This window comes from Mesorhizobium sp. C268A, assembly GCF_040324475.1.
Lineage (GTDB): Bacteria > Pseudomonadota > Alphaproteobacteria > Rhizobiales > Rhizobiaceae > Mesorhizobium.
The window spans coordinates 1,170,224-1,193,066 of record NZ_JAMYVX010000001.1 but is presented as its reverse complement, the minus strand read 5'-3'; the positions used below and the strand labels follow the sequence as shown (position 1 = coordinate 1,193,066).

Here is a 22,843-nt window from a genome sequence, read left to right as displayed (position 1 = left end):
CCTCTTGCAGGGCTCGTTTCCCAGACCACCGGAATCGGCCTATATCTGACCCATCAACAGGCCTGACCGATCATGCGCGTACTCGTCGTAGAAGATGACAAGGATCTCAACCGGCAGCTGGCCGACGCGCTGGTCGATGCCGGCTATGTGGTCGACCGCTCCTATGACGGCGAGGAGGGGCATTTCCTCGGCGACACCGAGCCCTACGATGCCGTCGTGCTCGACATAGGCCTGCCGCAGATGGACGGCATCAGCGTCGTCGAGCGCTGGCGCCGCAACGGCCGCAAGATGCCGGTGCTGATCCTGACAGCGCGCGACCGCTGGAGCGACAAGGTGTCGGGCATCGATGCCGGCGCCGACGACTATGTCACCAAGCCGTTCCACATCGAGGAGGTGCTGGCCAGGGTGAGGGCGCTGATCCGCCGCGCCGCCGGCCATGCCTCGTCCGAGCTCACTTGCGGGCCGCTGCGCCTCGACACCAAGGCCTCCAAGGCCGATGTCAACGGCGTGCCGCTGAAGCTGACCTCGCATGAGTTCCGCCTGCTGGCGTATCTGATGCACCATATGGGCGAGGTGGTGTCGCGCACCGAGCTGGTCGAGCATCTCTACGACCAGGATTTCGACCGCGATTCCAACACCATCGAGGTCTTTGTCGGCCGGCTGCGCAAGAAGATGGGCATCGACATGATCGAAACCGTGCGCGGCATGGGCTATCGCATGCGTGAGCCGGAGGCGTAAGGCGGAACCGCTCCCCATACCAGCAAGGAAGCCTTTTTCGGCGCGGCTCTGGCCTCGCTCGCTGGCCTTCCGCGTCATCGGCTTTTCCACGATCTGGGCGATCCTCACCCTGATCGTCATCTTCACTCTGATCACCACGCTCTACCGCCAGGCCAGCGAGCGCGGCTTCGACAGCCTGCTGTCGGCGCATCTGTTCAATTTGATCGGCTCCGTCGGCGTTTCCGAAACCGGCCAGCTCACCGGCGCTCCAGACCTTGGCGACCTGCGCTTCTCGGAGCCGAATTCGGGCTGGTACTGGTCGGTGGAGCCGGCTTCCGAAGGCGTGCACGGCAACCTTCATTCGTCCTCGATGACCACGACGATCCCGTCGCCGACCGTTGCCGAGGTGCCTTTCAATTCCAGTTTCCAGCGCAGCTATTCCACCGACGGCATCGGTGACGAGGAACTGCAAGTGTTCGAAAGCGAATTCGTCCTCGATGCCAAGAACCGCGCCGCGCGCTTCCGCGTGATGGGCAACAAGACCGAGCTCGAGCACGAGATCGCCACCTTCCAGGGCCGCCTGTTGACCTATCTCAGCCTGTTCGGCGTCGGCATGATCGCCATCAATGCGATCGCTATCCTGCTCGGCCTCCAGCCCTTGCGCCGGGTTCGCAACGCGCTTGCCCAGGTGCGCGAAGGCACGGCGCAGCGGCTCGATGGCCGGTTTCCCGCCGAGATCGAGCCGCTCGCCAACGAAACCAATGCGCTGATCGAAAACAACAAGCGCATCGTCGAGCGCTCGCGTACGCAGGTCGGCAACCTTGCCCATTCGCTGAAGACGCCGCTCGCCGTGCTGATCAATGAGGGCCGGGCTCTAGGCGGCGCCAAGGGCCAGCTCATCGCCGACCAGGCGGCGTCGATGCAGAAACAGGTCGACCACTACCTGCAGCGGGCACGGGTCGCGGCGCAGCGCGACAGCGTCGTCTACCGCACGCCGGTGACGCCGCTGGTGCAGCGCATGGTGCGCGTGCTGCAAAAACTCAAGCCTGATGTCAGCCTGTCGCTTACGCTGCTGGCGGCCGACATCGTCTTTGCTGGCGAGCGCGAGGATTTGGAGGAACTGCTCGGCAACCTTCTCGACAATGCGATGAAATGGGCGAAGAGCACTGTTGCCGTATCCGTCACGCCGGCCGCAGCCGGCCTGTTCGAGCTATCGATCGAGGATGACGGTCCCGGCATCCCCGAGGACAAGGCCCGCGATGTCTTGAAACGCGGCCGGCGCCTCGACGAGACAAAGCCGGGAACCGGGCTCGGACTTGCCATCGTTGCCGACCTCGTCAACGAGTATGGCGGGGCGCTGGCGCTGGAACGCTCCACGATGGGCGGGCTGAAGGCGGTTGTGCGCTTGCGGAGCTTGCAATGATGTACTGCCCAGGGCCAATCGACACGGCCGAATGCCTGTGTTATGGCGGCCCCTCGATTGCACAAAAGCCGTTAAAAACGGCCAAATTTCCGACAAATGTCAATAGTATGACGTCCTGACGCCCCCGATGACGCGGCCCCCAGCGCATCCCGTTCAAGAAAACCGGTTGTTGGCATGAAGATTCGCGTTGCGCTCGTTTCCGCACTGCTCGCTCTTTCCGGCTGCGGAACGCTGGGCAAGGGCAGTGGCCCGGATATCTCCATCACCAATCCGCCCGCGTCACCTCCCTCGGGTGCCAAGGTCGCGACGACGATCATCTCGGCCATGGCTGGCGGGCTCGTCGGCGGGTCGATCGGCAGCGGCCTGACCAGCACCGAGAAGCGCAAGGCGCTCGAGGCGGAGTACAAGGCGCTCGAATATACCGCGAGCGGCCAGAAGGTGACCTGGAAGGGCGACAGTTCGGCCCATTCCGGCGAAGTCGTCGCGGCCCAGCCCTACCGCGTCGGCTCGCAGGATTGCCGCCAGTACACCCATACGGTGTTTACCGGCACGGGCGGCCAGACCGCGCGGGGCACCGCATGCCGCAACGCCGACGGCAGCTGGACGCCGCTGACCTGAACATTGGGCCGGGGTCGGAATCCCGTCAAAGCGTCGCAGCGACCTCATGTTGTGAGAGCAGGGCTCTCGCTCTATTGGAAGAACCATGCTGTTCTGGGTCATAGCCGCACTCCTCACGCTGGGCGCAAGCCTGGCGGTGCTGCTGCCGCTGACCGGCGGCACGGACGCTCCGACCAGCAGCGACCATGACCTCGAAGTCTATCGCGATCAATTGGCCGAGCTCGAGCGTGACGCCGCGCGCGGCCTGATCCAGCCGGCGGAAGCCGAGGAGGCGCGCGCCGAAATCGCCCGCCGCATCCTTCGGCTGGGAAATGCCGGCCAGGCCGATGCCGCGACGCTTCAGCAGCCGTCAAAGGCGGCCAGGCTGGTGGCGACATCAGCGGTGCTGATGGTCCCGCTGCTCAGCTGGGGCATGTACAGCCAGCTCGGCTCGCCCGATCTGCCGTCGCAGCCGCTTGCCGAACGGCTGGCCAAGAATCCGGCCGATAGTTCGGTCGATGAGTTGGTGGCGCGCGCCGAGGCCCATCTTGCCGCCAACCCTGGCGATGGACGCGGCTGGGACGTGCTCGCCCCGATCTATCTGCGCCTGCAGCGCTTTCCCGATGCCGTGACCGCCTATCGCAATGCCATCCGCCTCGATGGCGACACGGCTGCCCGCGAGGCCGGTCTCGGCGAAGCGATTGCCAATGCGGCCGGCGGCATCGTTTCGGCCGATGCGCAATCCGCTTTCGAACAGGCGCTAAAACTCGACCCGGCAAACGCGAAAGCCTCGTTCTATTTGGCGATGGCGCTGGCCCAGGAAGGCCGCATACCCGAGGCAACCACGGCTTGGCAGAAAATGCTCGATTCCCTGCCGCAGGATTCGCCATGGCGCGGAGCTGTCCAACAGGCACTGGCCGAGGCCGCCAACCGCAGCGTCGCGTCAGGAGAGCCCGCCAAAGGCCCCGACGCCGCAGCCGTCGATGCCGCCTCGTCGATGGCGCCGCAGGACAGGCAGGCCATGATCGAAACCATGGTCGCCGGCCTCGACGAAAAATTGCGGCAAAATCCGCGCGACACGGAAGGATGGATGCGGCTCATTCGTTCCTATGTTGTGCTGGGGAAGGCCGACCAGGCGCGCGACGCGCTGCATCGCGGTATTGCCGTGTTTGGCGCCGACAGTGAGGAAGCGAAGAAATTCACCGCCTTTGCCGCCTCGCTCGGCCTGACGGCGACGGAGTAGGACATGACGCGCAAGCAGAAGCGATTGTCGGTGATTGTCGGAGGTCTTGCCTTCCTCGGCGCCGCCACCGGGCTGACCTTCTATGCGTTGGGCCAGAAGGCCTCCTATTTCTATATGCCCGCCGATCTGACCACCGCCAGCTTGCAGCCGGGACAGCGCATCAGGCTCGGCGGCCTCGTCGAAAAGGGCACGGTCGTGCGCGGGCAGGGCGCGACGGTTGCGTTCTCGGTCACCGACACGCACAAATCGGTCAAGGTCAGCTATACCGGCATCCTGCCCGATCTGTTCCGCGAGGAGCAGGGCGTCATCACCGAAGGCAGCTTTGGCGCCGACGGCGTTTTCGTCGCCGACAGCGTGCTGGCCAAGCATGACGAGCGCTACATGCCCAAGGAAGTCGCTGACGGGCTGAAGGCCAAGGGCGTGTGGCAAGAGAGCAAGAGCCAGTAATGGTTGAGACCGGACACTTCGCGCTCGTCCTCGCCTTTGTGCTGTCGCTGGTGCAGACGCTGGTGCCGCTGATCGGCGCCCGTACCGGCAACCAGAGGCTGATGGCTGTCGGCGGTCCCGTCACGGTCACAGGCTTCGCGCTCGCGGCGCTATCGTTCGCAGCACTCGCCGGCGCCTATGCAAGTTCCGATTTCTCGGTGGCGAGCGTGTGGGAAAACTCGCATTCGCTGCAGCCGCTGATCTACAAGATCACCGGAACCTGGGGCAATCACGAAGGCTCGATGCTGCTCTGGGTGCTGATCCTGACCTTCTTCGGTGCGCTGGTCGCTGTCTTCGGCTCCAACCTTCCGGCGACGCTGCGCGCCAATGTGCTGGCCGTGCAGGGGGCTATCGGCGCCACCTTCTTCCTGTTCATCCTGGCGACATCCAATCCGTTCACCCGGCTCAATCCGGCGCCGATCGAGGGCCGCGATCTCAACCCGGTCCTGCAGGATCTTGGCCTCGCCATCCATCCGCCGCTGCTCTATCTCGGCTATGTCGGGTTCTCCATCTGCTTTTCCTTCTCGGTCGCCGCCCTCATCGAAGGCCGCATCGATGCCTCCTGGGCGCGCTGGGTGCGGCCGTGGACGCTGGTCGCCTGGATGTTCCTCACCGGCGGCATCGCGATGGGCTCCTACTGGGCCTATTACGAGCTCGGCTGGGGCGGCTTCTGGTTCTGGGATCCGGTCGAAAACGCTTCCTTCATGCCGTGGCTGGCCGGCACGGCTCTTCTGCATTCGGCAATCGTCATGGAAAAGCGCTCGGCGCTCAAGATCTGGACGCTGCTGCTAGCCATCCTCACCTTCTCGCTGTCGCTGCTCGGCACCTTCCTGGTGCGCTCCGGTGTGCTGACCTCGGTGCATGCTTTCGCCACCGATCCGACCCGCGGCATCTTCATCCTGTGCATTTTGACGCTGTTCATCGGCGGCTCGCTGGCCCTGTTTGCGCTGCGCGCCTCGCGGCTGACGGCCGGCGGCCTGTTCCACCCGATCTCGCGCGAAGGCGCGCTTGTCCTCAACAATCTGTTCCTGACCACGGCCACCGCCACCGTGCTGGTCGGCACGCTCTATCCGCTCGCGGTCGAGGCGCTTTCGGCCGGCAAGATCTCGGTCGGCGCGCCGTTCTTCAACCTGACATTCGGCCCGCTGATGGTGCCGCTGCTGGTCGTGGTTCCGTTCGGGCCGCTGCTAGCCTGGAAGCGCGGCGACCTCTATGCCGTCGCCCAGCGCCTGATGGCGGCTTTCGGCGCCGCTCTCCTGGCGATGCTGGTCACGGGGCTGTTCATCGACGGCGCGTCGGTGTTCGCCGCCCTTGGTGTCGGCCTCGCCTGCTGGCTGGTCTGCGGCGCGCTCACCGACCTCGCCGTCAAGTCCGGCTTTGGCAATGCGTCGCCCGCCATCATGCTGCGCCGTTTCGCCGGCCTGCCGCGTTCGGTGTTCGGCACTGCACTTGCCCATCTCGGCCTCGGGCTGACGACGCTCGGCATTGTCGGCACGCTGTGCTTCGGCACCGAAAGGATACTGTCGATGCATGCCGGCGAGAGCGTCGAACTCTCCGGCCACACGCTGCGTTTCGACGGCCTCTTCCCGGCGCAGGGTCCGAACTACAGCGAGCAGCGCGGCCGCTTTTCCCTGATCGGCGCCGATGGCGGCGTTTCAGCCGAAATCACCTCGGCCAAGCGCTTCTTTCCGGTGCGGCAGACGACGACGACCGAATCCGGCATCGAGACGATCGGCTTCAGCCAGCTCTATCTGTCGCTGGGCGATGAAGGCACCGATGGATCCGTCGTGGTGCGCCTGTGGTGGAAGCCGCTGGTGACGCTGATCTGGGGCGGAGCTCTGGTGATGATGGCGGGAGCCGCAATGTCGCTGCTCGACCGTCGCCTGCGGGTTGGCGCACCCTCGCGCCGCCGCAAGCAGGCAGCCTCCATGCCGTCGGCAGGCGCGCCGTGAGCACCAGGTTCTCGTTGGCCTCGCTCACCCTGCTTCTGGCGCTGCTGTTTGCCGGCGCGGCGCAAGCGGTGAAACCGGACGAGGTTCTCACCGATCCGGCGCTCGAGGCGAGGGCGCGGCTACTGTCGGAAGGCCTGCGCTGCATGGTCTGCCAGAACCAGTCCATCGACGAATCCGATGCAGACCTCGCCCGCGACCTGCGCATCCTGGTGCGCCAGCGCCTGGTTGCCGGCGATACCGACCAGCAGGTGATGGACTATATCGTGTCGCGCTACGGCGAGTTCGTGCTGTTGAAGCCGCGCTTCAGCCCGCGCAACGCCTTGCTTTGGGGCACGCCGGTGCTTCTGCTTCTAGTCGGCGGCATTTTCATTGTGCTGACCACACGCTCGCGCCGCTCGTTGGCAACCAAGGCGCTGAGCGCCGAGGAACAGGCGGCGCTGGACAAGATGCTGAGCGACTAGCTCGGCCATTCCTCCAAAGGCCAGTCCCGCGACGTGTGGATGACGCGCAGGATAACAATGCTCTGACGGCCGGCGATCAGGCGCAATTCATAGGCAATGATGTAGGGCAGGCGGCCGATGGGCTTCTCATAAGTGCCTGTTACCCGGCCAGGTCGGCCCGTCGCCATATCACCAAGGCCCCGGCCCATTTCACGGATACGGTCCGCGAGGCGTCGGGCGGCGGCAGGATTGTCCTGAGCGATAAAGGCAACTTGCTGCGTGAGATCGTCCAGCGCTTCTCGCGACCAGGTGACGAACCGCTTCACGCCTTGCCTGCGCGCCTGGCTTTCGCTGCTTCGATCACCGCGTCGACCTCCGCCATGGCGTCGTCGTGGGGCACGACGCGGCCAGCCTCTGCGTCGGCCGTGCCACGTTTTATGCCTTCGATGATATCCAGCTCGCGATCGACATAGGCTGAGACCGCCTCGGCGGCGAGGAACGATTTACTACGCCTGGTATCGGTAGCGATCTGCTCCAGCTTCAGCTTGGTCTCGGACGAGACTCGAATGGTCATGGTGGTGCTTGCTGTCATTGTGAAAGCCTTGTGCTGAGTTGTGTACACCATAGGGCAGCAGGCGAGCGCAACCAAGCGATTTGTGCGTCCGCCCAACATTACAAAACTTTCATGCTTCGGAAATGGCGCGGTAATGTGCGCCTCTCTATTTCTCTTGTCCGAGGATGCTCTGCCTGAGCCGCATCCAGTGAAAAGAGGATATGAGACCCATGACTATCGCCCCCAACCCATATTCCCGCACCCGCAAGCGCCTGTTGGCCGCCGCCGCTTCGCTGGCCATTGCCGGCGGCATCGGTTTCGGCGCCGTTGCCACTGGTACAGCTCCCGTTCTGGCCGATGCCGTGCGGGTCGAAGCGCCCCAGGTGCCGGGCTTTGCCGATGTCGTCGAGCGCGTTTCGCCGGCCGTGGTCAGCGTCAAGGTCAAGGCCAAGATCGAGCCTGCCGCCGATGACGGCTCCGACCAGTCCGACGATCCGGACGGCATGAACAACCTCCCCGACAATCCGCAGCTGCGCCAGTTCTTCAAGCAATTCCGGGGCTTTGGCGATCAGAACGGCCAGGGCGGCGGCAATCGTCGCTTCAGCCACCGCGACCATAACAACGACCAGCCGCGTCCGGTGGCGCAGGGTTCTGGCTTCTTCATCTCCGATGACGGCTATCTCGTCACCAACAACCATGTCGTCGAGGAAGGCTCCGCCTTCACAGTGGTGATGAATGACGGCAAGGAGCTTGACGCCAAGCTGATCGGCACCGATCCGCGCACCGATCTGGCGGTGCTCAAGGTCGATGGCGTCGGCAAGTTCACCTATGTCGATTTCGCCGACGATTCCAAGGTTCGCGTCGGCGACTGGGTGGTGGCCGTCGGCAATCCGTTCGGCCTCGGCGGCACCGTCACCGCCGGCATCGTCTCGGCCCGTGGCCGTGATATCGGCGCCGGTCCCTATGATGACTTCATCCAGATAGACGCTTCGGTCAACCGCGGCAATTCGGGCGGCCCGACCTTCAACCTCAACGGCCAGGTCGTCGGCATCAACACCGCGATCTTCTCGCCGTCGGGCGGAAGCGTCGGCATCGCCTTCGACATTCCGGCCTCGACCGCCAAGCAGGTGGTGCAGGATCTGATGAAGAGCGGCTCGGTGCAGCGTGGCTGGCTCGGCGTCGAAATCCAGCCGGTTACATCGGACATCGCCGAATCGCTGGGCCTGAAGTCGCAGAACGGGGCTCTGGTTTCGGGCGCCCAGGACGGTGGCCCCGGCAAGAAGGCCGGCATCACCGCCGGTGACGTGATCACCCAGGTCGAAGGCAAGGACGTCGCATCGCCGAAGGAACTGGCTCGTCTGATCGGCGCCTACCCACCCGGCAAGTCGGTCGACGTCACGGTGTGGCGCGACGGCAAGAGCCAGACCATCAAGGTCGATCTCGGCACGTTGCCATCCACTGACAAGCAGGCCTCGGCCGACCCGCAGCAGCCCGCAGCACCGGCAAAGCCCGCCGCGCTGGCCGATCTCGGCCTCACCGTCACCAAGTCGGAAAACGGCAAGGGGCTGGTGGTGACCGATGTCGATCCCGACAGCGATGCCGCCGACCGCGGCATCCAGCCCGGCGATGTCATCACCTCGGTCAATTCGACGGAGGTGAACGGCACCGAAGACGTCGCCAAGGCGATGGCCGATGCGGTCAAGTCCGGCCGCAAGGCGGTGCTGATGCAGATCACCCGCGACGATTCAAACCGCTTCGTCGCGCTGCCAGTCGCCAAAGGCTGACATCACACAGTTTCCAGTGCGGCGGTTTCAACACCCCCGAGCCGCCGCACGGGAAAGCCAGGGGCCGAATGCGTTAGTCAGTCATCGTGTTCTGCCCCCGGCGGCAGCGGGCCCCCATCGCCCGCTGCCGCTCTAACGCAAAGCATGTCGCCCAAAGTGCACGGCGGTTTGGCAAAACGACATGCTTGAACGAAAGCTTTTGCGCTTATGGCGGCCTCTCAATCTTCCGGCGAAATCGCGTATAACGGCTCTATGAAGATTCTCGTCATAGAAGACGATCGCGAGGCGGCCGACTATATGCAGAAGGCCTTTGCCGAGGCTGGGCACACCGCCCATGTCGCCGGCGACGGCGAAACCGGCTTTGCGCTGGCCGATGCCGGCGACTATGACGTGATGGTCGTCGACCGCATGATGCCACGCCGCGACGGGCTCTCCGTCATTGCCGGCCTGCGCTCGCGCGGCAACACCACGCCGGTGCTGATCCTGTCGGCGCTGGGCGAAGTCGATGACCGCGTCACCGGTCTGCGCGCCGGCGGGGACGACTATCTGACCAAGCCCTATGCCTTTTCCGAATTGCTCGCCCGCGTCGAGGTGCTGAACCGCCGCGCCAGCGCCAGGGAGGCCGAAACCGTCTACCGGGTCGGCGATCTCGAGCTTGACCGGCTGTCCCATTCGGTCAAGCGCGCGGCGCGCGAGATCACGCTGCAGCCGCGCGAATTCCGCCTGCTCGAATATCTGATGCGCCATGCCGGCCAGGTGGTGACGCGCACCATGCTGCTCGAAAATGTCTGGGACTATCATTTCGATCCGCAGACCAACGTGATCGACGTTCACGTCTCGCGCCTGCGTGGCAAGATCGAGAAGGGTTTCGACAAGCCGATCCTGCATACGGTTCGCGGCGCCGGCTATATGCTGAAGAGCGGCTAGAGCATGATCCCAAAAAGTAGGTACCGGTTTTTGGAGAAGATCATGCTCCAACAAAGGGGTAGGTCATGATGAGATTTCAGCCAAATCTCATCATGAGCTAGAACTCGATGGCCCTTTCCCTGCCGGCCATCATGAGGACGACGGCGGCGCGGCTTTCAGCGCTTTATTTCCTGCTTTTCGCGCTATGTGCCGTGTTGCTGGTCTTCTACATGACGTCGTTGTCGGCCCGCATGCTGACCGGCCAGACCCAGCAGACCATCAATGACGAGGTGCTCGGCCTCGCCCGTGCCTATCAGAGCGGCGGCCTGCCGCGGCTGGTGCGCGTCGTCGAGCAGCGCTCGCGCCAGCCCGGCGCCAACCTCTATCTCATTGCCGATGTCAACGGCCAGATCCTCACCGGCAACGTGCAGAGCCTGGCACCGGGGGTGCTCGAGACCGATGGCTGGACGACCGAACCCTTCTCCTATCGCCGTTTCGGCGAAGGTGAGCTCGAACGGCAGCGCAACCAGGCTTCTGACCCGAATGGCGCGCAGCCCGGCGAGACCGAAATTCAGTCCGAGGGCGAGAAGGGCCACAACGCCATCGCGCTGGTGCTGCGGCTGCCCAACCAGATGATCATGCTGGTCGGCCGCGATCTCGGCGAGCCCGAGCGCTTCCGCGCCGTCGTCCGCCGCGCCCTGATGCTGGCGCTGGGCATGATGGGCCTGGGCGGGCTGCTGATCTGGTTCCTTGTCGGCCGCGCCGCGCTGAAGCGCATCGACAGCGTCTCGGAGGCAAGCCGCCGCATCATGGGCGGCGATCTCACGGGACGGCTGCCCGTGACCGGCGCCGGCGATGAGTTCGACCGCCTGTCGGAAAACCTCAACACCATGCTGGCCAGGATAGCGACGCTCAACGAAGGGCTGAAGCAGGTCTCCGACAACATCGCCCATGATTTGAAGACGCCGCTGACCAGACTGCGCAACCGCGCTGAGGCGACACTTTCGGGCAAGCACAAGACCACCGACTACCGGCAGGCGCTGGAAGGCACCATCGCCGAATCCGACCAGCTGATAAAAACCTTCAACGCCATCCTGATGATCTCCAGGCTGGAGGCCGGCTATTCCTCGGAGAGCACCAGCAAGGTCGATCTCGCCGCCGCGGTGCATGACGTTGTCGAGCTTTATGAGCCGGTGGCGGAGGAGGCTGGCGTGGTGCTTGAAACTGCCGCGGACGGGAATTTTTCCGTCGATGGCAACCGCGAGCTGATCGGCCAGGCACTGTCGAACATCGTCGACAACGCCATCAAATACTCGACCGATGCGACGGAAAAGCCTGCCGTGCGCGTAGCCCTGCAGCGCGTCGGTCACGAAATCCGCCTTTCCGTTTCCGACAATGGCCATGGCATCCCCGACGATGCCGACCGCGCCAGGGCGACCGAGCGCTTCGTGCGGCTGGAAAAGAGCCGCTCGCAGCCGGGATCCGGTCTTGGCCTCAGCCTCGCCAAGGCGATCATGACTTTTCACAATGGCCGGCTTGAACTTCTGCCTGCCAATCCCGGATTGTCCGTTATCATGAGCTTCCCGGCGCGGGAGGACCATTGATGGCGGTGAGGATGGCTGCGAAACGGATCGAGACCGAATGGCGCCTGCAACTGGCGGCGCAGCTCGCGCCGCTGGATGAGGCCCGCGCCCGGCGTGAACTGTCGGAGATCGCTGGCGATGCCAAGGACGAGAACCTGCCGCGGCTGGCGAAATTCCTAGGGGGCAAGGGCGCCGCACAGGAGTTTCTCGCTGCCGTCTTCGACCTCTCGCCCTTCCTCCGCGATGTCGCGCGCCGCCGGCCGCAAATCCTCGACGCGCTGTTCGATGGCAGTGTCGAGGCTCGGCTGCTCGCCATCGCCGAAGCGATCGGCAAGGTCGCCTTTTCCGAGACCGTTTCCGAATCCAGCCTGATGATGGAACTCAGGCAGTGGAAGGGTGAAGCTCACTTCCTGATCGCACTTGCAGACCTCTCCGGCGAGGCCGATGCCGCGCTGACGGTAAGGCGCCTCAGCAATCTCGCCGATGCCTGCACCTGCGCGGCGGTCGACTTCCTGCTGCGCGAGGCGCACAGCCAAGGCAAGGTCAAATTGCCCGATCCCGAAAATCCGTCACGGCAATCCGGCTGGATCGTGCTCGGCATGGGCAAGCTTGGCGCGCATGAACTGAATTTCTCCTCCGATATCGACCTCGTCGTCTTCTTCGATCCGGATGCGCCGGCAATCGTCGATCCGCTCGAGGCCACAGAGCTGTTTGCGCGCCTGACCCGCAGGCTGGTCCGCATCCTGCAGGACCGCACCGGGCACGGCTATGTCTTCCGCACCGATTTGAGGCTTCGTCCCGATCCAGGCTCGACGCCGCTGGCGATCCCGGTCGAGGCAGCACTTCGCTACTATGAGGCGCGCGGCCAGAACTGGGAGCGCGCCGCCATGATCAAGGCGCGTCCCGTGGCCGGCGATCTCGATGCCGGGGACGCGTTCCTGCGGGAATTGCAGCCCTATGTCTGGCGCAAATACATGGACTATGCGGCGATCGCCGACGTTCATTCGATCAAGCGCCAGATCCATGCCCACAAGGGTCATGGCGAGATCGCGGTCAAAGGACACAACGTCAAGCTCGGCCGCGGCGGCATTCGCGAAATCGAATTCTTCGTCCAGACCCAGCAACTGATCGCCGGCGGCCGTTTTCCGGAGCTGCGCGGGCGCGAGACGGTGCCGATGCTGGGTGCGCTGGCGGCGCGCAACTGGATCACCGCCGATGCACGCGACGCGCTCACGCAGCAATATTGGTTTCTGCGCCGCGTCGAACACGCCATCCAGATGGTCGCCGACGAGCAGACGCATATTCTGCCCGACGATGATGAAGGGCTGGAACGCATCGCCCATATGCTGGGCTTTGCCGATGCCGCCAGATTTGCCGAAACCTTTCGCGCGGCTTTGCATGAGGTCGAGCGCCATTACGCCGCGCTGTTCGAGACCGCGCCTGAATTGTCGGCCGGCGTCGGCAATCTGGTCTTCACCGGCGATGTCGACGATCCCGACACGCTGCAGACCTTGCACGGCCTTGGCTTCCAGCGGCCAAGCGACATCTGCCGCGTGATTCGAGGCTGGCATTTCGGCCGCTACCGCGTCACCCAGTCTGCGGAAGCGCGCGAGCGGCTGACCGAACTGACGCCGGCGCTGCTCAAAGCCTTCGGCCAGACGCGCCGGGCCGACGAGGCGCTGGTTCGCTTCGACGAATTCCTCGCCGGCCTGCCCGCCGGCATCCAGCTGTTTTCGCTGCTGCAGTCGAATCCCGCCCTGCTGAAACTAATGGCGACGATCATGGGCGCCGCGCCTCGGCTGGCGGCAATCATCACAAGGCGCCCGCATGTCTTCGACGGTCTGCTCGACCCGGCGCTGCTCGCCGAACTGCCCAACCGAGCCTATCTCTCAGCGCGGTTGGCCGCTTTCATCGAAGGCGACCGGGCTTATGAGGACGTGCTCGACCGTTTGCGCATCTTTGCCTCCGAGCAGAAATTCCTGATCGGTGTCAGGCTGCTCGCCGGCTCGATCGACCCGGCGCGCGCCGGCCGCGCCTTTTCCGATCTCGCCGACCTCACCATCGACGCCGCATTGCAGGCGGTGACCACCGAATTCGCGCTGCGTCATGGCCGCATCGCCGGCGGCACCGTGTCGCTGCTCGGCATGGGCAAACTCGGCAGCCGCGAGCTCACCGCCGGCTCCGACGTCGACCTCATTCTGCTCTACGACCACGACCCGGATGCCGACGAGTCCGACGGCGACAAGCCGCTCGCACCATCGCACTACTATACCAGGATGACGCAGCGGCTGATCGCGGCTGTCTCGGCGCCGACCGCCGAAGGCGTTCTCTACGAGCTCGACCTGCGCTTGCGGCCATCCGGCAACAAGGGGCCGGTGGCCACCCACATCGATGCCTTCAAGAAATACCAGCGCCAGGAGGCCTGGACCTGGGAGCACATGGCGCTGGCCCGGGGGCGCGCCATCGGCGGCGACGCGGCCCTTTGCGCCGAGGTCGAGGCCGAGGTGGCGGCACTTCTGGCCTTGCCGCGCGACGCCGCCAAGGTGAGGGCGGAGGCATCCGAGATGCGCGCGCTGATCGAGAAGGAAAAATCGCCGCGCGATCTCTGGGACATCAAGCTCATCTCCGGCGGCCTCATCGACCTCGAATTCATCGCGCAGGTGGCGGTTATAACCGGGCAGGTCGAAGCCGGCCGCAGGGTGACCGCGACCGGCGAAATCCTGGCGCATCTGTCGCCGGATTTCGCCGAGGCCGACGTCAGGCAGCAGCTTTGCGAAGCCTACCAGCTCTATCTGGCGCTGACCCAGATGACGCGGCTTTGCCTCACCGGCGCATTCGAACGCGATGACGTTCCGCCGGGATTGTCGGATCTGCTTCTGGCGGTGACTGACCTGCCGGATTTCGGTGTGCTGGAAGCACATCTCAAGGAGACGTCGCAAAAGGTCAGAAAGGATTTCGACCTTTTGCTTCGTACGAAACGGTTGTGAGGGCGTGAAGCGCTGGCGGCTGTTTCGGATCGCATCGGAGGTGACGATGCAACAGGAGATACCCATGAGAAAGACAACCGGACTTGCCCTTGCCTTCATCGCGCTTGCCGGCGCCGTCGGCACCACCGCCTATGCCGAGAACAATGCCAGCGCCAGAATGCGCGAGGGCACCATGATGCGCCTCGACAAGGCGATGAAGGATTCCAACGGCACCATCAGCTTCGACCAGTTTTCCGACGCCATGAACGCGCGGCTGAAGAAGCTGGTCGCCGATAATGGCGGCAAGCTGACAGTCGCCCAGCTCGCTGACGCGCTGGAGAAGGCGCGGTTCGAGGAAATGGCCAAGCGCATCGTTGCCCGCTACGACAGCAAGGGCGACGGCACGCTGACCACGGACGACATCACCGGGCGCGAGAAGAAGGTGTTCGCCATGCTCGACCGCAACAATGACGGCAAGATCGAGCGCAACGAACTCTCAAAGAAAGGCCGCATGGGCCGCCACCACCAATGGGACGGCGGCGACGACAGCATGGAGTGAAATGGCGATATGTCTCCGGCGGCGAAAGCCGCCGGAGCCCTTACATGACCGGGGCTACTCAGTCCTTGAACGCGGCGGAGAGCACCGCTCGCATTGGCGGGCCGTCAGGCCGCCGCCTTCACCGCCGGTTGCGCCTTCTTCACCGGGATGCGCACCGACACGATCGTGCCGACGCCTTCGGTCGAGCGGATTTTCAGCGCTCCTCCTTGCAACTCGGCCAGCGAGCGCGAGATGGCAAGGCCGAGGCCGGAACCGGCGTGGTTCTTCGAAAACTGGTTCTGCACCTGTTCGAAGGGGCGGCCAAGCTTGCTCAGTGCCTCCTTCGGAATGCCGCAGCCATTGTCCTCGATGGTCAGCACCAGCGCGCCTGACGTGTTGCGGGCGCGCACCGAGATATGGCCGCCCTGGCCGGTGAACTTCACCGCATTCGACAGCAGATTGATGGCGATCTGCTTGATCGCCCGGCGGTCGGCGAACAGCGTCATCGTATCGGCGATGCGGGTTTCGACCGTGATCGATTTCTCCGCCGCCTGCAGCGAGATCACCCGCACCGTCTCGCGGATCAGCGGGCAGAGATCGATTTCCTCGCGGTCCACCGAGAATTGGCCGGCTTCGATCTTCGACATATCGAGTATGTCGTTGATGACGCCGAGCAGATATTTGCCGCTGCCGTTGATGTCGTTGGCATATTCCTCGTAGCGCGGCGAACCGAGCGGCCCGAACAGGCCTTGTTCCATCAGTTCGGAGAACCCGATGATGGCGTTGAGCGGCGTGCGCAGCTCGTGCGACATGTTGGCCAGGAATTCGGATTTGGCCCGATTGGCGGCCTCGGCGCGCTCGGTTTCCTTCATATATTCGCGGTTGAGCTCGACCAGTTCCTTGGCGCGCTCTTCCTCGGCCCGGCGGGCGAGGCTGAGGTCGTGGATGGTCGCCATCAGCCGGCGCTCGCTGTCGACCAGCTTTTCCTGGTGCAGCTTGATCTGGGTGATGTCGGAGCCGACGGAGACCGTGCCGCCGTCCCGGGTCCTCAGTTCGTTGACCTGCAGCCAGCGGCCGTCGGAGAGCTGCCGCTCGAAGGTTGCGCCCCCTTGCGGCCCGTTGGTGTTGGCCAGCCGCCGTTCAGAGGCGAAGGCCAGCATGCGCTCTTCAAGCACGGCGCGCGCAGCGCCCGGCATGACGTCGCGGTCCGACAGGCCGTTGTCCTTCTGGTATTTGGAATTGCACATGATCAGGCGCTGGGCGGCATCCCACAGCACGAAGGACTCGTTGATGTTTTCGATCGCGGTCCGCAGGCGCAGGTCGGCCGCCTCCGAGCGCAGCGCCAGATGCCGCTGCTCGGTGACGTCGACGGCAATGCCGATCAGCTGGATCTCAGGCGCTTCCGGGTCGATCACCTGGGCCCTGGCGCGCATCCACACCCACTGGCCGTCGGCGTGACGCATCCGGAACACCTGGTCGATATGGTCGATCTCGCGCTCGACGATTTTGTTGGCCAGCTCGAACAGGTCGCCGTCCTCGGGGTGGATGATGTCGTCGACCTCGCCGAACGACAGCATCGAGTTGCAGGGCTCGTAGCCCAGCATGTCGTACATCGAGCGCGACCAGTACATCTTGCCGCGCACCATGTCCCAGTCCCACAGGCCGCAGCGACCGCGAACCAGCGCCATGTCGATGCGCTGATGGGCTTCGAGATAGATGCGGTCGGCTGTCTGGGCGCGCGATGCCTGGCCGAAATAGGCGTAGAGGATGATGATCAGCACGCCGGCTGTCAGCACAAACAGCGTGACGTTGAGCGAGACGGTCTTGCGCCAGTTGTCGAACGCCGCTTCCTGCGGCACCAGCACGGCGGCGGCGTTCTTGCGGTCCCGGGTCAGGCTCACCGCCGCGTACCAGTCCTGGCCGCCGATGCTGACATCCATGACCCCGGCGCGGTCGCCGAACATGAACAGCGGCTGGCCGTCCAGCACCAGGCTGTCCAGCGATCGCCCTTGCCAGCCGGTCGACAGCGGCGACACGGCAATGATCTTGAAGGCGCTGTCGGTGATCACAAGCACATGGCTTCTGCCCATGGCGCCCTGGCGGCTCGTGCTTTCCAGAAGATCAATTGCACCGCTGGATGCCGCGGTCGGGTCGGCCGAGATTGCGTTCGCCATCTGGCCGGCGGCGAGACCTAGCACCGCCTTGCCATCGCGCTCGGCCTCGTCGCGCTCGTTCATCAGCGACAGCACGCGCAGTGCGGCGATGACGATCAGGAAGATGATGATGAGAGCCGGTATCGAACGGCGCAGAAGGGGTTCGGCAGCCAGGAGCCGCCGGTAGGCTGGTTCAGCGATGAGCCGCGTATTGCCGGCGAGGCCGTCGCCTCGCGCCTTGCGCCGCTCAAAAGCCGTCCCTTCGGGCGCGCCCCACGCGTCCGCCTTGGCCATAAATGGCACTCCCCGAATTTCCGTACGCTTGACGATCCGGCAACACCGCACATCCGAATCGTCTGTAAAGAATCAAAGGTGATTCGCCTTGTCCAGAGGCGCGGCCGAAAAAACATTAAAAATTGATTGAAATAACGCAGGATCTTCCCTTCTCCCCCTGTGGGAGAAGGTGTCGCCGAAGGCGACGGATGAGGGGTGTTCCAGGGAACGCCGACGTTTCACTCCGCTGGAACACCCCTCATCCGTCTCGGCGTTAAAGCGCCGATCCACCTTCTCCCACAGGGGGAGAAGGGAAGAGGCGCTCAAGCCAGCGTTCGCTCCACAATGTCCCGCAAATCCGCCGACAGGTTCTCGGCACCGGCGATGGCCAGCAGCGCTTCCCTGGCCTTGGCTTGCCTGCCCGGCTCCAGCGAGCGCCACGAGCGCAGCGCTGTCGCCAGCCTGGCCGCCACTTGCGGATTGCGTTTTTCAACCTCGAGTACGGTCTGGGTAAAAAACCGGTAGCCTTCGCCATCGGCGCGGTGGAAGCCGGTCTGGTTGGCGCTGGCGAATGTGCCGACCAGCGAGCGCACCCGGTTCGGATTGGCCATCGAGAAAGCTGCGTGACCAGTCAGCTCGCGTACCGTGTCGACTGTCCGGCGTCCCGGCACGCTGGCCTGGATCTGGAACCATTTGTCCATGACCAGCGGATCGGCGCCATAACGCGCCTCGAAATCGGCCAGCGCCGTGATCGCCTCCGGCGAACCGTCATGGCGGTGCGCAAGGACGGTCAGCGCTGCGGCGCGGTCGGTCATGTTGGTCGCGGTTTCGAAATGCCGGGCGGCGAGCGCAGCACCTTTCGGCAGCAGCGAGAGGTAGTCGAGCAGGATGTTGCGCAGCGCGCGGCGTCCCGCACTTGCCGCGTCGGGGCTGAACGGCCCGTCGCCGGCGAGGCGGCCGTATAGGTCGGTGAACGTTTGCTGATTGGCGCGCGCGATTGCCAGCGCCAACGCCTCGCGAGCGGCAAAGATGGCGTCGGGATCGATGTTCGTGCCGATGTCGCGGGCAATGTCGGCCTCGCCCGGAAGTGACAGCGCCAGCGCCCGGTAGGCAGGTTCCAGGGTCTCGTCGCCGGCGATCTTGCCGGCAAGTCCGGTCAGCCTGGCGGTGAAAGCCGGCTTCGCGCCGCCGAGGATCTGGCGGAAGGCCGCTATCAGCGCATCGGTGAGCAGCGTGTTGAACGCCTGCCAGCGCGCGAAGGCATCGCTGTCATGGCCGGCGAGGAAGAACTGGTCGTCGGCCTTCTGCTCGACCGAAAGTGTGATCGGCGCCGAAAAGCCGCGATTGAGCGACACCGCCGGCCGCTCGGCGACGCCTGAGAAGCGCACCATTTGTCGGCGCTTGCGGATATGGATGACACCGTCTTCGACGGTGGCGCCTTCGACGCCGCCATAGGCGACCGGTTCGCCGCCGGCGCCGACCAAGCCAAAGGCGAGCGGAATGTGCATCAGGCGCTTGCGGCTCTCCGACGGTGTCGGCGGCACCGACTGCTCGATCTCGAGCGTAAACTCGCGCGTCGCCGGATTGTGCGTCGAACTGACGGTCAGGTTCGGCGTGCCCGCCTGGTGATACCAGAGCGCGAACTGCGACAGGTCGCGCCCGGAGACGTCCTCGAACACCTTCAGGAAGTCCTCGATCGTCGCGGCCTCGCCGTCATGGCGCTCGAAATAGAGATCCATGCCGGCGCGGAAAGCCTCGGCCCCGAGGATAGTGCGGATCATGCGCACGACTTCCGAGCCTTTTTCGTAGACGGTCGCCGTGTAGAAATTGTTGATCTCGCGGTAGCGGCGCGGCCGCACCGGATGCGCCAGCGGTCCCTGGTCCTCGGGGAACTGGTGTGCCCTCAGCGTGCGCACTTCGGCGATGCGCTTGACCGCGCGCGAGCGCTGGTCGGCGGAGAATTCATGGTCGCGAAAGACCGTCAGCCCTTCCTTGAGGCAGAGCTGGAACCAGTCGCGGCAGGTGATCCTGTTGCCGGTCCAGTTGTGGAAATACTCATGCGCGATGATCGCCTCGATATTGGCGAAATCGGCATCGGTGGCGGTTTCCCGGTCGGCCAGCACATACTTGTCGTTGAAGATATTGAGGCCCTTGTTCTCCATGGCCCCCATGTTGAAGTCGGAAACGGCGACGATGTTGAAGACGTCGAGGTCGTATTCGCGGCCGAAGGCCTGCTCGTCCCATTGCATCGAGCGCTTCAGCGCATCCATGGCGTAGCCGGCAAGCCCCTCCTTGCCTGGCTCGACAAAGATGCCGAGTTCGACCTCGCGCCCGGACATGGTGACGAAACTGTCCGCAACCTTGCCGAGATTGCCGGCCACGAGCGCAAACAGATAGGACGGCTTGGGGAAGGGGTCGTCCCAGACTGCAAAGTGCCAGCCGTCGGCAAGCGCGCCGCTTTCGACCGGATTGCCGTTGGAAAGCAACAGCGGCGCTTCGTCCAGCCTCGCCTCGATACGCACGGTATAGACCGACAGGATGTCGGGGCGGTCGAGGAAATAGGTGATGCGGCGAAAGCCCTCGGCCTCGCATTGCGTGCAATAGACATTGCTGGAGCGGTAGAGGCCCATCAGCGCCTCATTGCTGGCCGGCGCGATCTCGGTCTCGAGCAGCAGCTGGAAACGGGCCGGCGGCCTCAAAATGGTCAGCTGGTCCGGCGTGGCGAGATACTCGGCCGGGGCAAGCTCGCGACCGTCGATGGCAATGCGCTTGAGCACCAGCCCGTCGCCGTCCAGCACCAGCGACGTCGAGGCGGCGGCGCCATCGCGGCGTTCGATCGTCAGCACTCCGGTGACACGCGTTGCGTCTGGCGAAAGGCGGAAGGTGAGGCCGGTTTGCGGGATGGAAAAGTCGTTGGGGCGGTAGTCTTCGAGCTTGAAGACCTGGCCGGTATCGGTTCGCATTCCCTTGGGTTTCCCTGTCGCTATCGGAGCCGCTGACGTGTCCTGGCCCATTAATCTAAAGTTGCGCGCTCTTTACACGAAACGGTCACTCGACAAAACTGCGCCAATGCCTATTTCGGGGCGTTCCCCTTCCGCCATCATCGTGAGGCCTTGATGACCGTCGTCAGATCGAAGTTCGGCATGGGCGCCTGTGTACCGCGTCGTTCGACGCGCATCTCAGCGGAGATCCGGGAAGCAACAAAACAGTGAAAGCCGGGCCTGGAGACGAAGCGGGCGGGAAACTGTCCGATCATCCCGGCGCGCATCGGCCCAATAATCGATGTCGATTTTTGGAAAGCACGATGCGCAGATTTAAAGTGTCAGAGCGTCCTTTACGCGTCGAAGACGACGCGCGGCGCTCTAATGTTCTCACCGGGATCATGCTCAAGGTCATGTCGGTGGCAGTCTTTGTCGGCATGCAAACCTGCATCAAGGCCGCCGGCACTTTGCCGGCCGGCCAGATCGTCTTCTTCCGCTCCTTCTTCGCCATCTTCCCGATCATCGCCTTCCTGGCCTTCAAGAGAAAACTCGGTACGGCGTTCGCCACCAAACGCCCGCTGAACCACATTGCGCGCGGTGTCGTCGGCGTTTGCGCCATGGGGCTCGGCTTCTTTGCGCTGACCCGGCTGCCGCTGCCTGAGGCGATCACGCTGAACTATGCCCAGCCTTTGCTGGTGGTGGTGTTCTCTTCGCTATTCCTCGGCGAAGCCATTCGCGTCTATCGCTGGAGCGCGGTTGCGGTCGGTCTGGTCGGCGTGCTGATCATCTCCTGGCCGGAGCTGACGCTGCTCACGTCGGGCGTCGCGCTCGGCGACCAGGAGGTGCTGGGCGTCATCGCTGCTCTTGTTTCTGCAGCAATCTCCGCCAATGCCATCCTGCTCGTGCGCAATCTTGTCCAGACTGAACGAACAGCGACCATCGTGTTGTGGTTCTCGGCGACGGCGAGTGTCATGGCGCTGCTTACGCTGCCCTTCGGCTGGCAGGCGCTGACGCCGCTGCAGGCCGGTCTGCTGGTCGCAGCAGGGTTCTGTGGCGGGCTGGCGCAGATTTTGATGACGGCGGCGTACCGCCATGCCGAAGCTTCGGTGGTGGCGCCGTTCGAATACACCTCGATGATCCTCGGCGTGGTCGTCGGCTATTTCGCCTTTGGCGATATCGCCACCATCAACACGCTCGTCGGCGGTGTGATCGTCGTTGCCGCCGGCATGTTCATCATCTGGCGCGAGCGCCAACTCGGCCTGGAACGCACCCGAACGCGCAAGGCAGCGCCACCACAGGGGTGAGGAGGTCCGCGGGGTTGGCTCAGTTAGCTTCCGCACGTTCCTTCGCCAGCCGCACCAGCACCGCTCGCGTCTGCTCGTCGGCCGGGAAGAAAGACTCGATCGCCAGTTCCGACAGCGTCACGTCAAGCGGCGTGCCGAAGACGGTGATGGTGCTGATGAAGGACAGCACCTGGTCGCCATGCGCCAGCCGCAGCGGATGGACGATGCCGTTGGGCTCGACCGGCACCGGCCGCGCACCCTTGAGCCCGGACGGATAGGTTCGCAATTCGCGCTCCAGCTCGACCAGGACGGGATCGCCGGCGGCATCGTTCTGGTGTTTCAGCCGCTCCAGCAGATGCGCCCGCCATTCCGCGAGATTGACGATGCGCGGTGCGATGCCGTTCGGGTGCAGGCTGAGGCGCAGCACATTGACCGGCGGCTGGAGCAGCGACGGCTCGGCAACATCGGCCAGAAACGGGCCGATGGCGGCATTGGCGGAAATCAGGTTCCAGTGCCGGTCGACGGCGAGGGCGGGGAACGGCTCATGCCCTTTGAGCACGCTCTCGACCGCGGCAAGCGCCGGCGCCAGCGTCGTATCTGTGAGTGGCCGCTCGCTGAAGCTCGGGGCAAAGCCGGCAGCCAGCAACAGCTGATTACGCTGCCGCAGCGGAATCTCAAGCTGCTCGGCCAGATGCAGCACCATCTCGCGCGATGGCGCGGCGCGGCCGCTTTCGACGAAGGAGAGATGACGCTGGGAAATCTCAGCCTCCATTGCGAGATCAAGCTGGCTCATGCGCCGGCGCGTGCGCCATTCGCGGATCAGGCTGCCGGCGGAGGTTTGGGCTGTTGTCATCGGGCAGGATTAAGGCGGCGGGAGAGGGATTTCAATTACGTCGGAGGTTATAGCGGAGGCCGAGGCGAAATCTTCTCCCCCTTTGAGGGGGAGATGGCCGGCAGGCCAGAAG

General features: G+C 64.3%; 18 protein-coding genes. 13 read left to right on the top strand and 5 right to left on the bottom strand.

All coding sequences use genetic code 11. From position 1 onward, the window contains the following. Positions 1-72 precede the first annotated feature (72 nt). The 7 genes from NKL06_RS06090 (at position 73) to NKL06_RS06060 (ending at position 6,879) form a co-directional block, all read left to right on the top strand. On the top strand, positions 73-738 hold the full coding sequence (locus NKL06_RS06090; protein ID WP_023670175.1) for a response regulator transcription factor: 666 nt from the start codon (positions 73-75) through the stop codon (positions 736-738). Continuing rightward, on the top strand, positions 722-2,140 hold the full coding sequence (locus NKL06_RS06085; RefSeq protein ID WP_023692813.1) for an ATP-binding protein: 1,419 nt from the start codon (positions 722-724) through the stop codon (positions 2,138-2,140). The genes NKL06_RS06090 and NKL06_RS06085 overlap by 17 nt, the downstream gene beginning before the upstream one ends. Before the next feature lie 174 nt (positions 2,141-2,314). Continuing rightward, positions 2,315-2,758, top strand: coding sequence for an RT0821/Lpp0805 family surface protein (locus tag NKL06_RS06080; RefSeq protein ID WP_023670177.1), 444 nt, complete (start codon positions 2,315-2,317; stop codon positions 2,756-2,758). A gap of 85 nt (positions 2,759-2,843) precedes the next feature. Beyond that, positions 2,844-3,980, top strand: a complete 1,137-nt coding sequence (ccmI, locus tag NKL06_RS06075) for a c-type cytochrome biogenesis protein CcmI (protein ID WP_023692814.1) — start codon at positions 2,844-2,846, stop codon at positions 3,978-3,980. Positions 3,981-3,983: 3 nt separating this feature from the next. Then, positions 3,984-4,427 (top strand): cytochrome c maturation protein CcmE, encoded by a 444-nt coding sequence (gene ccmE, locus NKL06_RS06070; protein ID WP_023670179.1) that lies wholly within the window; start codon positions 3,984-3,986, stop codon positions 4,425-4,427. Further along, positions 4,427-6,418: a heme lyase CcmF/NrfE family subunit gene (locus NKL06_RS06065; RefSeq protein ID WP_023692815.1), complete on the top strand. Its 1,992-nt coding sequence runs from the start codon at positions 4,427-4,429 to the stop codon at positions 6,416-6,418. Before ccmE ends, NKL06_RS06065 begins: the two co-directional genes overlap by 1 nt. Next, complete coding sequence (locus NKL06_RS06060; RefSeq protein WP_023670181.1) at positions 6,415-6,879, top strand: cytochrome c-type biogenesis protein; 465 nt, start codon at positions 6,415-6,417, stop codon at positions 6,877-6,879. Before NKL06_RS06065 ends, NKL06_RS06060 begins: the two co-directional genes overlap by 4 nt. Here the strand turns inward: NKL06_RS06060 and NKL06_RS06055 are convergent. Next, entirely contained in the window at positions 6,876-7,184 is a 309-nt protein-coding gene (locus NKL06_RS06055; RefSeq protein ID WP_023692816.1) for a type II toxin-antitoxin system RelE/ParE family toxin, read from the bottom strand. The genes NKL06_RS06060 and NKL06_RS06055 overlap by 4 nt on opposite strands. Next, entirely contained in the window at positions 7,181-7,450 is a 270-nt protein-coding gene (locus NKL06_RS06050; protein ID WP_023692817.1) for a CopG family ribbon-helix-helix protein, read from the bottom strand. The genes NKL06_RS06055 and NKL06_RS06050 overlap by 4 nt, the downstream gene beginning before the upstream one ends. Before the next feature lie 191 nt (positions 7,451-7,641). On the opposite strand from NKL06_RS06050, the gene NKL06_RS06045 reads away from it, so the two are divergent. The 5 genes from NKL06_RS06045 (at position 7,642) to NKL06_RS06025 (ending at position 15,209) form a co-directional block, all read left to right on the top strand. Continuing rightward, positions 7,642-9,195, top strand: a complete 1,554-nt coding sequence (locus tag NKL06_RS06045) for a Do family serine endopeptidase (RefSeq protein WP_023670184.1) — start codon at positions 7,642-7,644, stop codon at positions 9,193-9,195. Positions 9,196-9,447: 252 nt separating this feature from the next. After that, positions 9,448-10,122, top strand: a complete 675-nt coding sequence (locus NKL06_RS06040) for a response regulator transcription factor (protein ID WP_023670185.1) — start codon at positions 9,448-9,450, stop codon at positions 10,120-10,122. 107 nt (positions 10,123-10,229) lie between these two features. Further along, positions 10,230-11,705, top strand: coding sequence for a sensor histidine kinase (locus NKL06_RS06035; protein WP_023692818.1), 1,476 nt, complete (start codon positions 10,230-10,232; stop codon positions 11,703-11,705). 11 nt (positions 11,706-11,716) lie between these two features. Beyond that, positions 11,717-14,671, top strand: a complete 2,955-nt coding sequence (locus tag NKL06_RS06030) for a bifunctional [glutamine synthetase] adenylyltransferase/[glutamine synthetase]-adenylyl-L-tyrosine phosphorylase (RefSeq protein WP_023692819.1) — start codon at positions 11,717-11,719, stop codon at positions 14,669-14,671. A gap of 64 nt (positions 14,672-14,735) precedes the next feature. Further along, positions 14,736-15,209, top strand: coding sequence for an EF-hand domain-containing protein (locus NKL06_RS06025; protein ID WP_023692820.1), 474 nt, complete (start codon positions 14,736-14,738; stop codon positions 15,207-15,209). 104 nt (positions 15,210-15,313) lie between these two features. Here the strand turns inward: NKL06_RS06025 and NKL06_RS06020 are convergent, their stop codons facing one another. Both NKL06_RS06020 and pepN read right to left on the bottom strand, forming a co-directional pair. Beyond that, a complete protein-coding gene (locus NKL06_RS06020; protein ID WP_023684522.1) occupies positions 15,314-17,635 on the bottom strand; it encodes a PAS domain-containing sensor histidine kinase in 2,322 nt (773 codons plus the stop codon). A gap of 302 nt (positions 17,636-17,937) precedes the next feature. Further along, positions 17,938-20,577, bottom strand: coding sequence for an aminopeptidase N (pepN, locus tag NKL06_RS06015; protein WP_023692821.1), 2,640 nt, complete (start codon positions 20,575-20,577; stop codon positions 17,938-17,940). A gap of 419 nt (positions 20,578-20,996) precedes the next feature. On the opposite strand from pepN, the gene NKL06_RS06010 reads away from it, so the two are divergent. After that, a complete protein-coding gene (locus NKL06_RS06010; RefSeq protein ID WP_023687251.1) occupies positions 20,997-21,899 on the top strand; it encodes a DMT family transporter in 903 nt (300 codons plus the stop codon). Positions 21,900-21,918: 19 nt separating this feature from the next. On the opposite strand, the gene NKL06_RS06005 is transcribed toward NKL06_RS06010, so the two are convergent. Beyond that, the gene (locus NKL06_RS06005; protein ID WP_023687252.1) at positions 21,919-22,731 is read right to left on the bottom strand and encodes a helix-turn-helix domain-containing protein; all 813 of its coding nucleotides are present in this window, start codon (positions 22,729-22,731) and stop codon (positions 21,919-21,921) included. Between the last annotated feature and the right edge of the window lie 112 nt (positions 22,732-22,843).

Bases quoted from the DNA above. Each gene is read 5' to 3' on its own strand.
- NKL06_RS06040 (WP_023670185.1), top strand. From the start codon at position 9,448: ATGAAGATTCTCGTCATAGAAGACGATCGCGAGGCGGCCGACTATATG.
- pepN (WP_023692821.1), bottom strand. From the start codon at position 20,577: ATGCGAACCGATACCGGCCAGGTCTTCAAGCTCGAAGACTACCGCCCC.
- ccmE (WP_023670179.1), top strand. From the start codon at position 3,984: ATGACGCGCAAGCAGAAGCGATTGTCGGTGATTGTCGGAGGTCTTGCC.
- NKL06_RS06050 (WP_023692817.1), bottom strand. From the start codon at position 7,450: ATGACAGCAAGCACCACCATGACCATTCGAGTCTCGTCCGAGACCAAG.
- ccmI (WP_023692814.1), top strand. From the start codon at position 2,844: ATGCTGTTCTGGGTCATAGCCGCACTCCTCACGCTGGGCGCAAGCCTG.
- NKL06_RS06080 (WP_023670177.1), top strand. From the start codon at position 2,315: ATGAAGATTCGCGTTGCGCTCGTTTCCGCACTGCTCGCTCTTTCCGGC.
- NKL06_RS06090 (WP_023670175.1), top strand. From the start codon at position 73: ATGCGCGTACTCGTCGTAGAAGATGACAAGGATCTCAACCGGCAGCTG.
- NKL06_RS06005 (WP_023687252.1), bottom strand. From the start codon at position 22,731: ATGACAACAGCCCAAACCTCCGCCGGCAGCCTGATCCGCGAATGGCGC.
- NKL06_RS06020 (WP_023684522.1), bottom strand. From the start codon at position 17,635: ATGGCCAAGGCGGACGCGTGGGGCGCGCCCGAAGGGACGGCTTTTGAG.
- NKL06_RS06045 (WP_023670184.1), top strand. From the start codon at position 7,642: ATGACTATCGCCCCCAACCCATATTCCCGCACCCGCAAGCGCCTGTTG.
- NKL06_RS06035 (WP_023692818.1), top strand. From the start codon at position 10,230: ATGGCCCTTTCCCTGCCGGCCATCATGAGGACGACGGCGGCGCGGCTT.
- NKL06_RS06025 (WP_023692820.1), top strand. From the start codon at position 14,736: ATGAGAAAGACAACCGGACTTGCCCTTGCCTTCATCGCGCTTGCCGGC.
- NKL06_RS06030 (WP_023692819.1), top strand. From the start codon at position 11,717: ATGGCTGCGAAACGGATCGAGACCGAATGGCGCCTGCAACTGGCGGCG.
- NKL06_RS06010 (WP_023687251.1), top strand. From the start codon at position 20,997: ATGCTCAAGGTCATGTCGGTGGCAGTCTTTGTCGGCATGCAAACCTGC.
- NKL06_RS06065 (WP_023692815.1), top strand. From the start codon at position 4,427: ATGGTTGAGACCGGACACTTCGCGCTCGTCCTCGCCTTTGTGCTGTCG.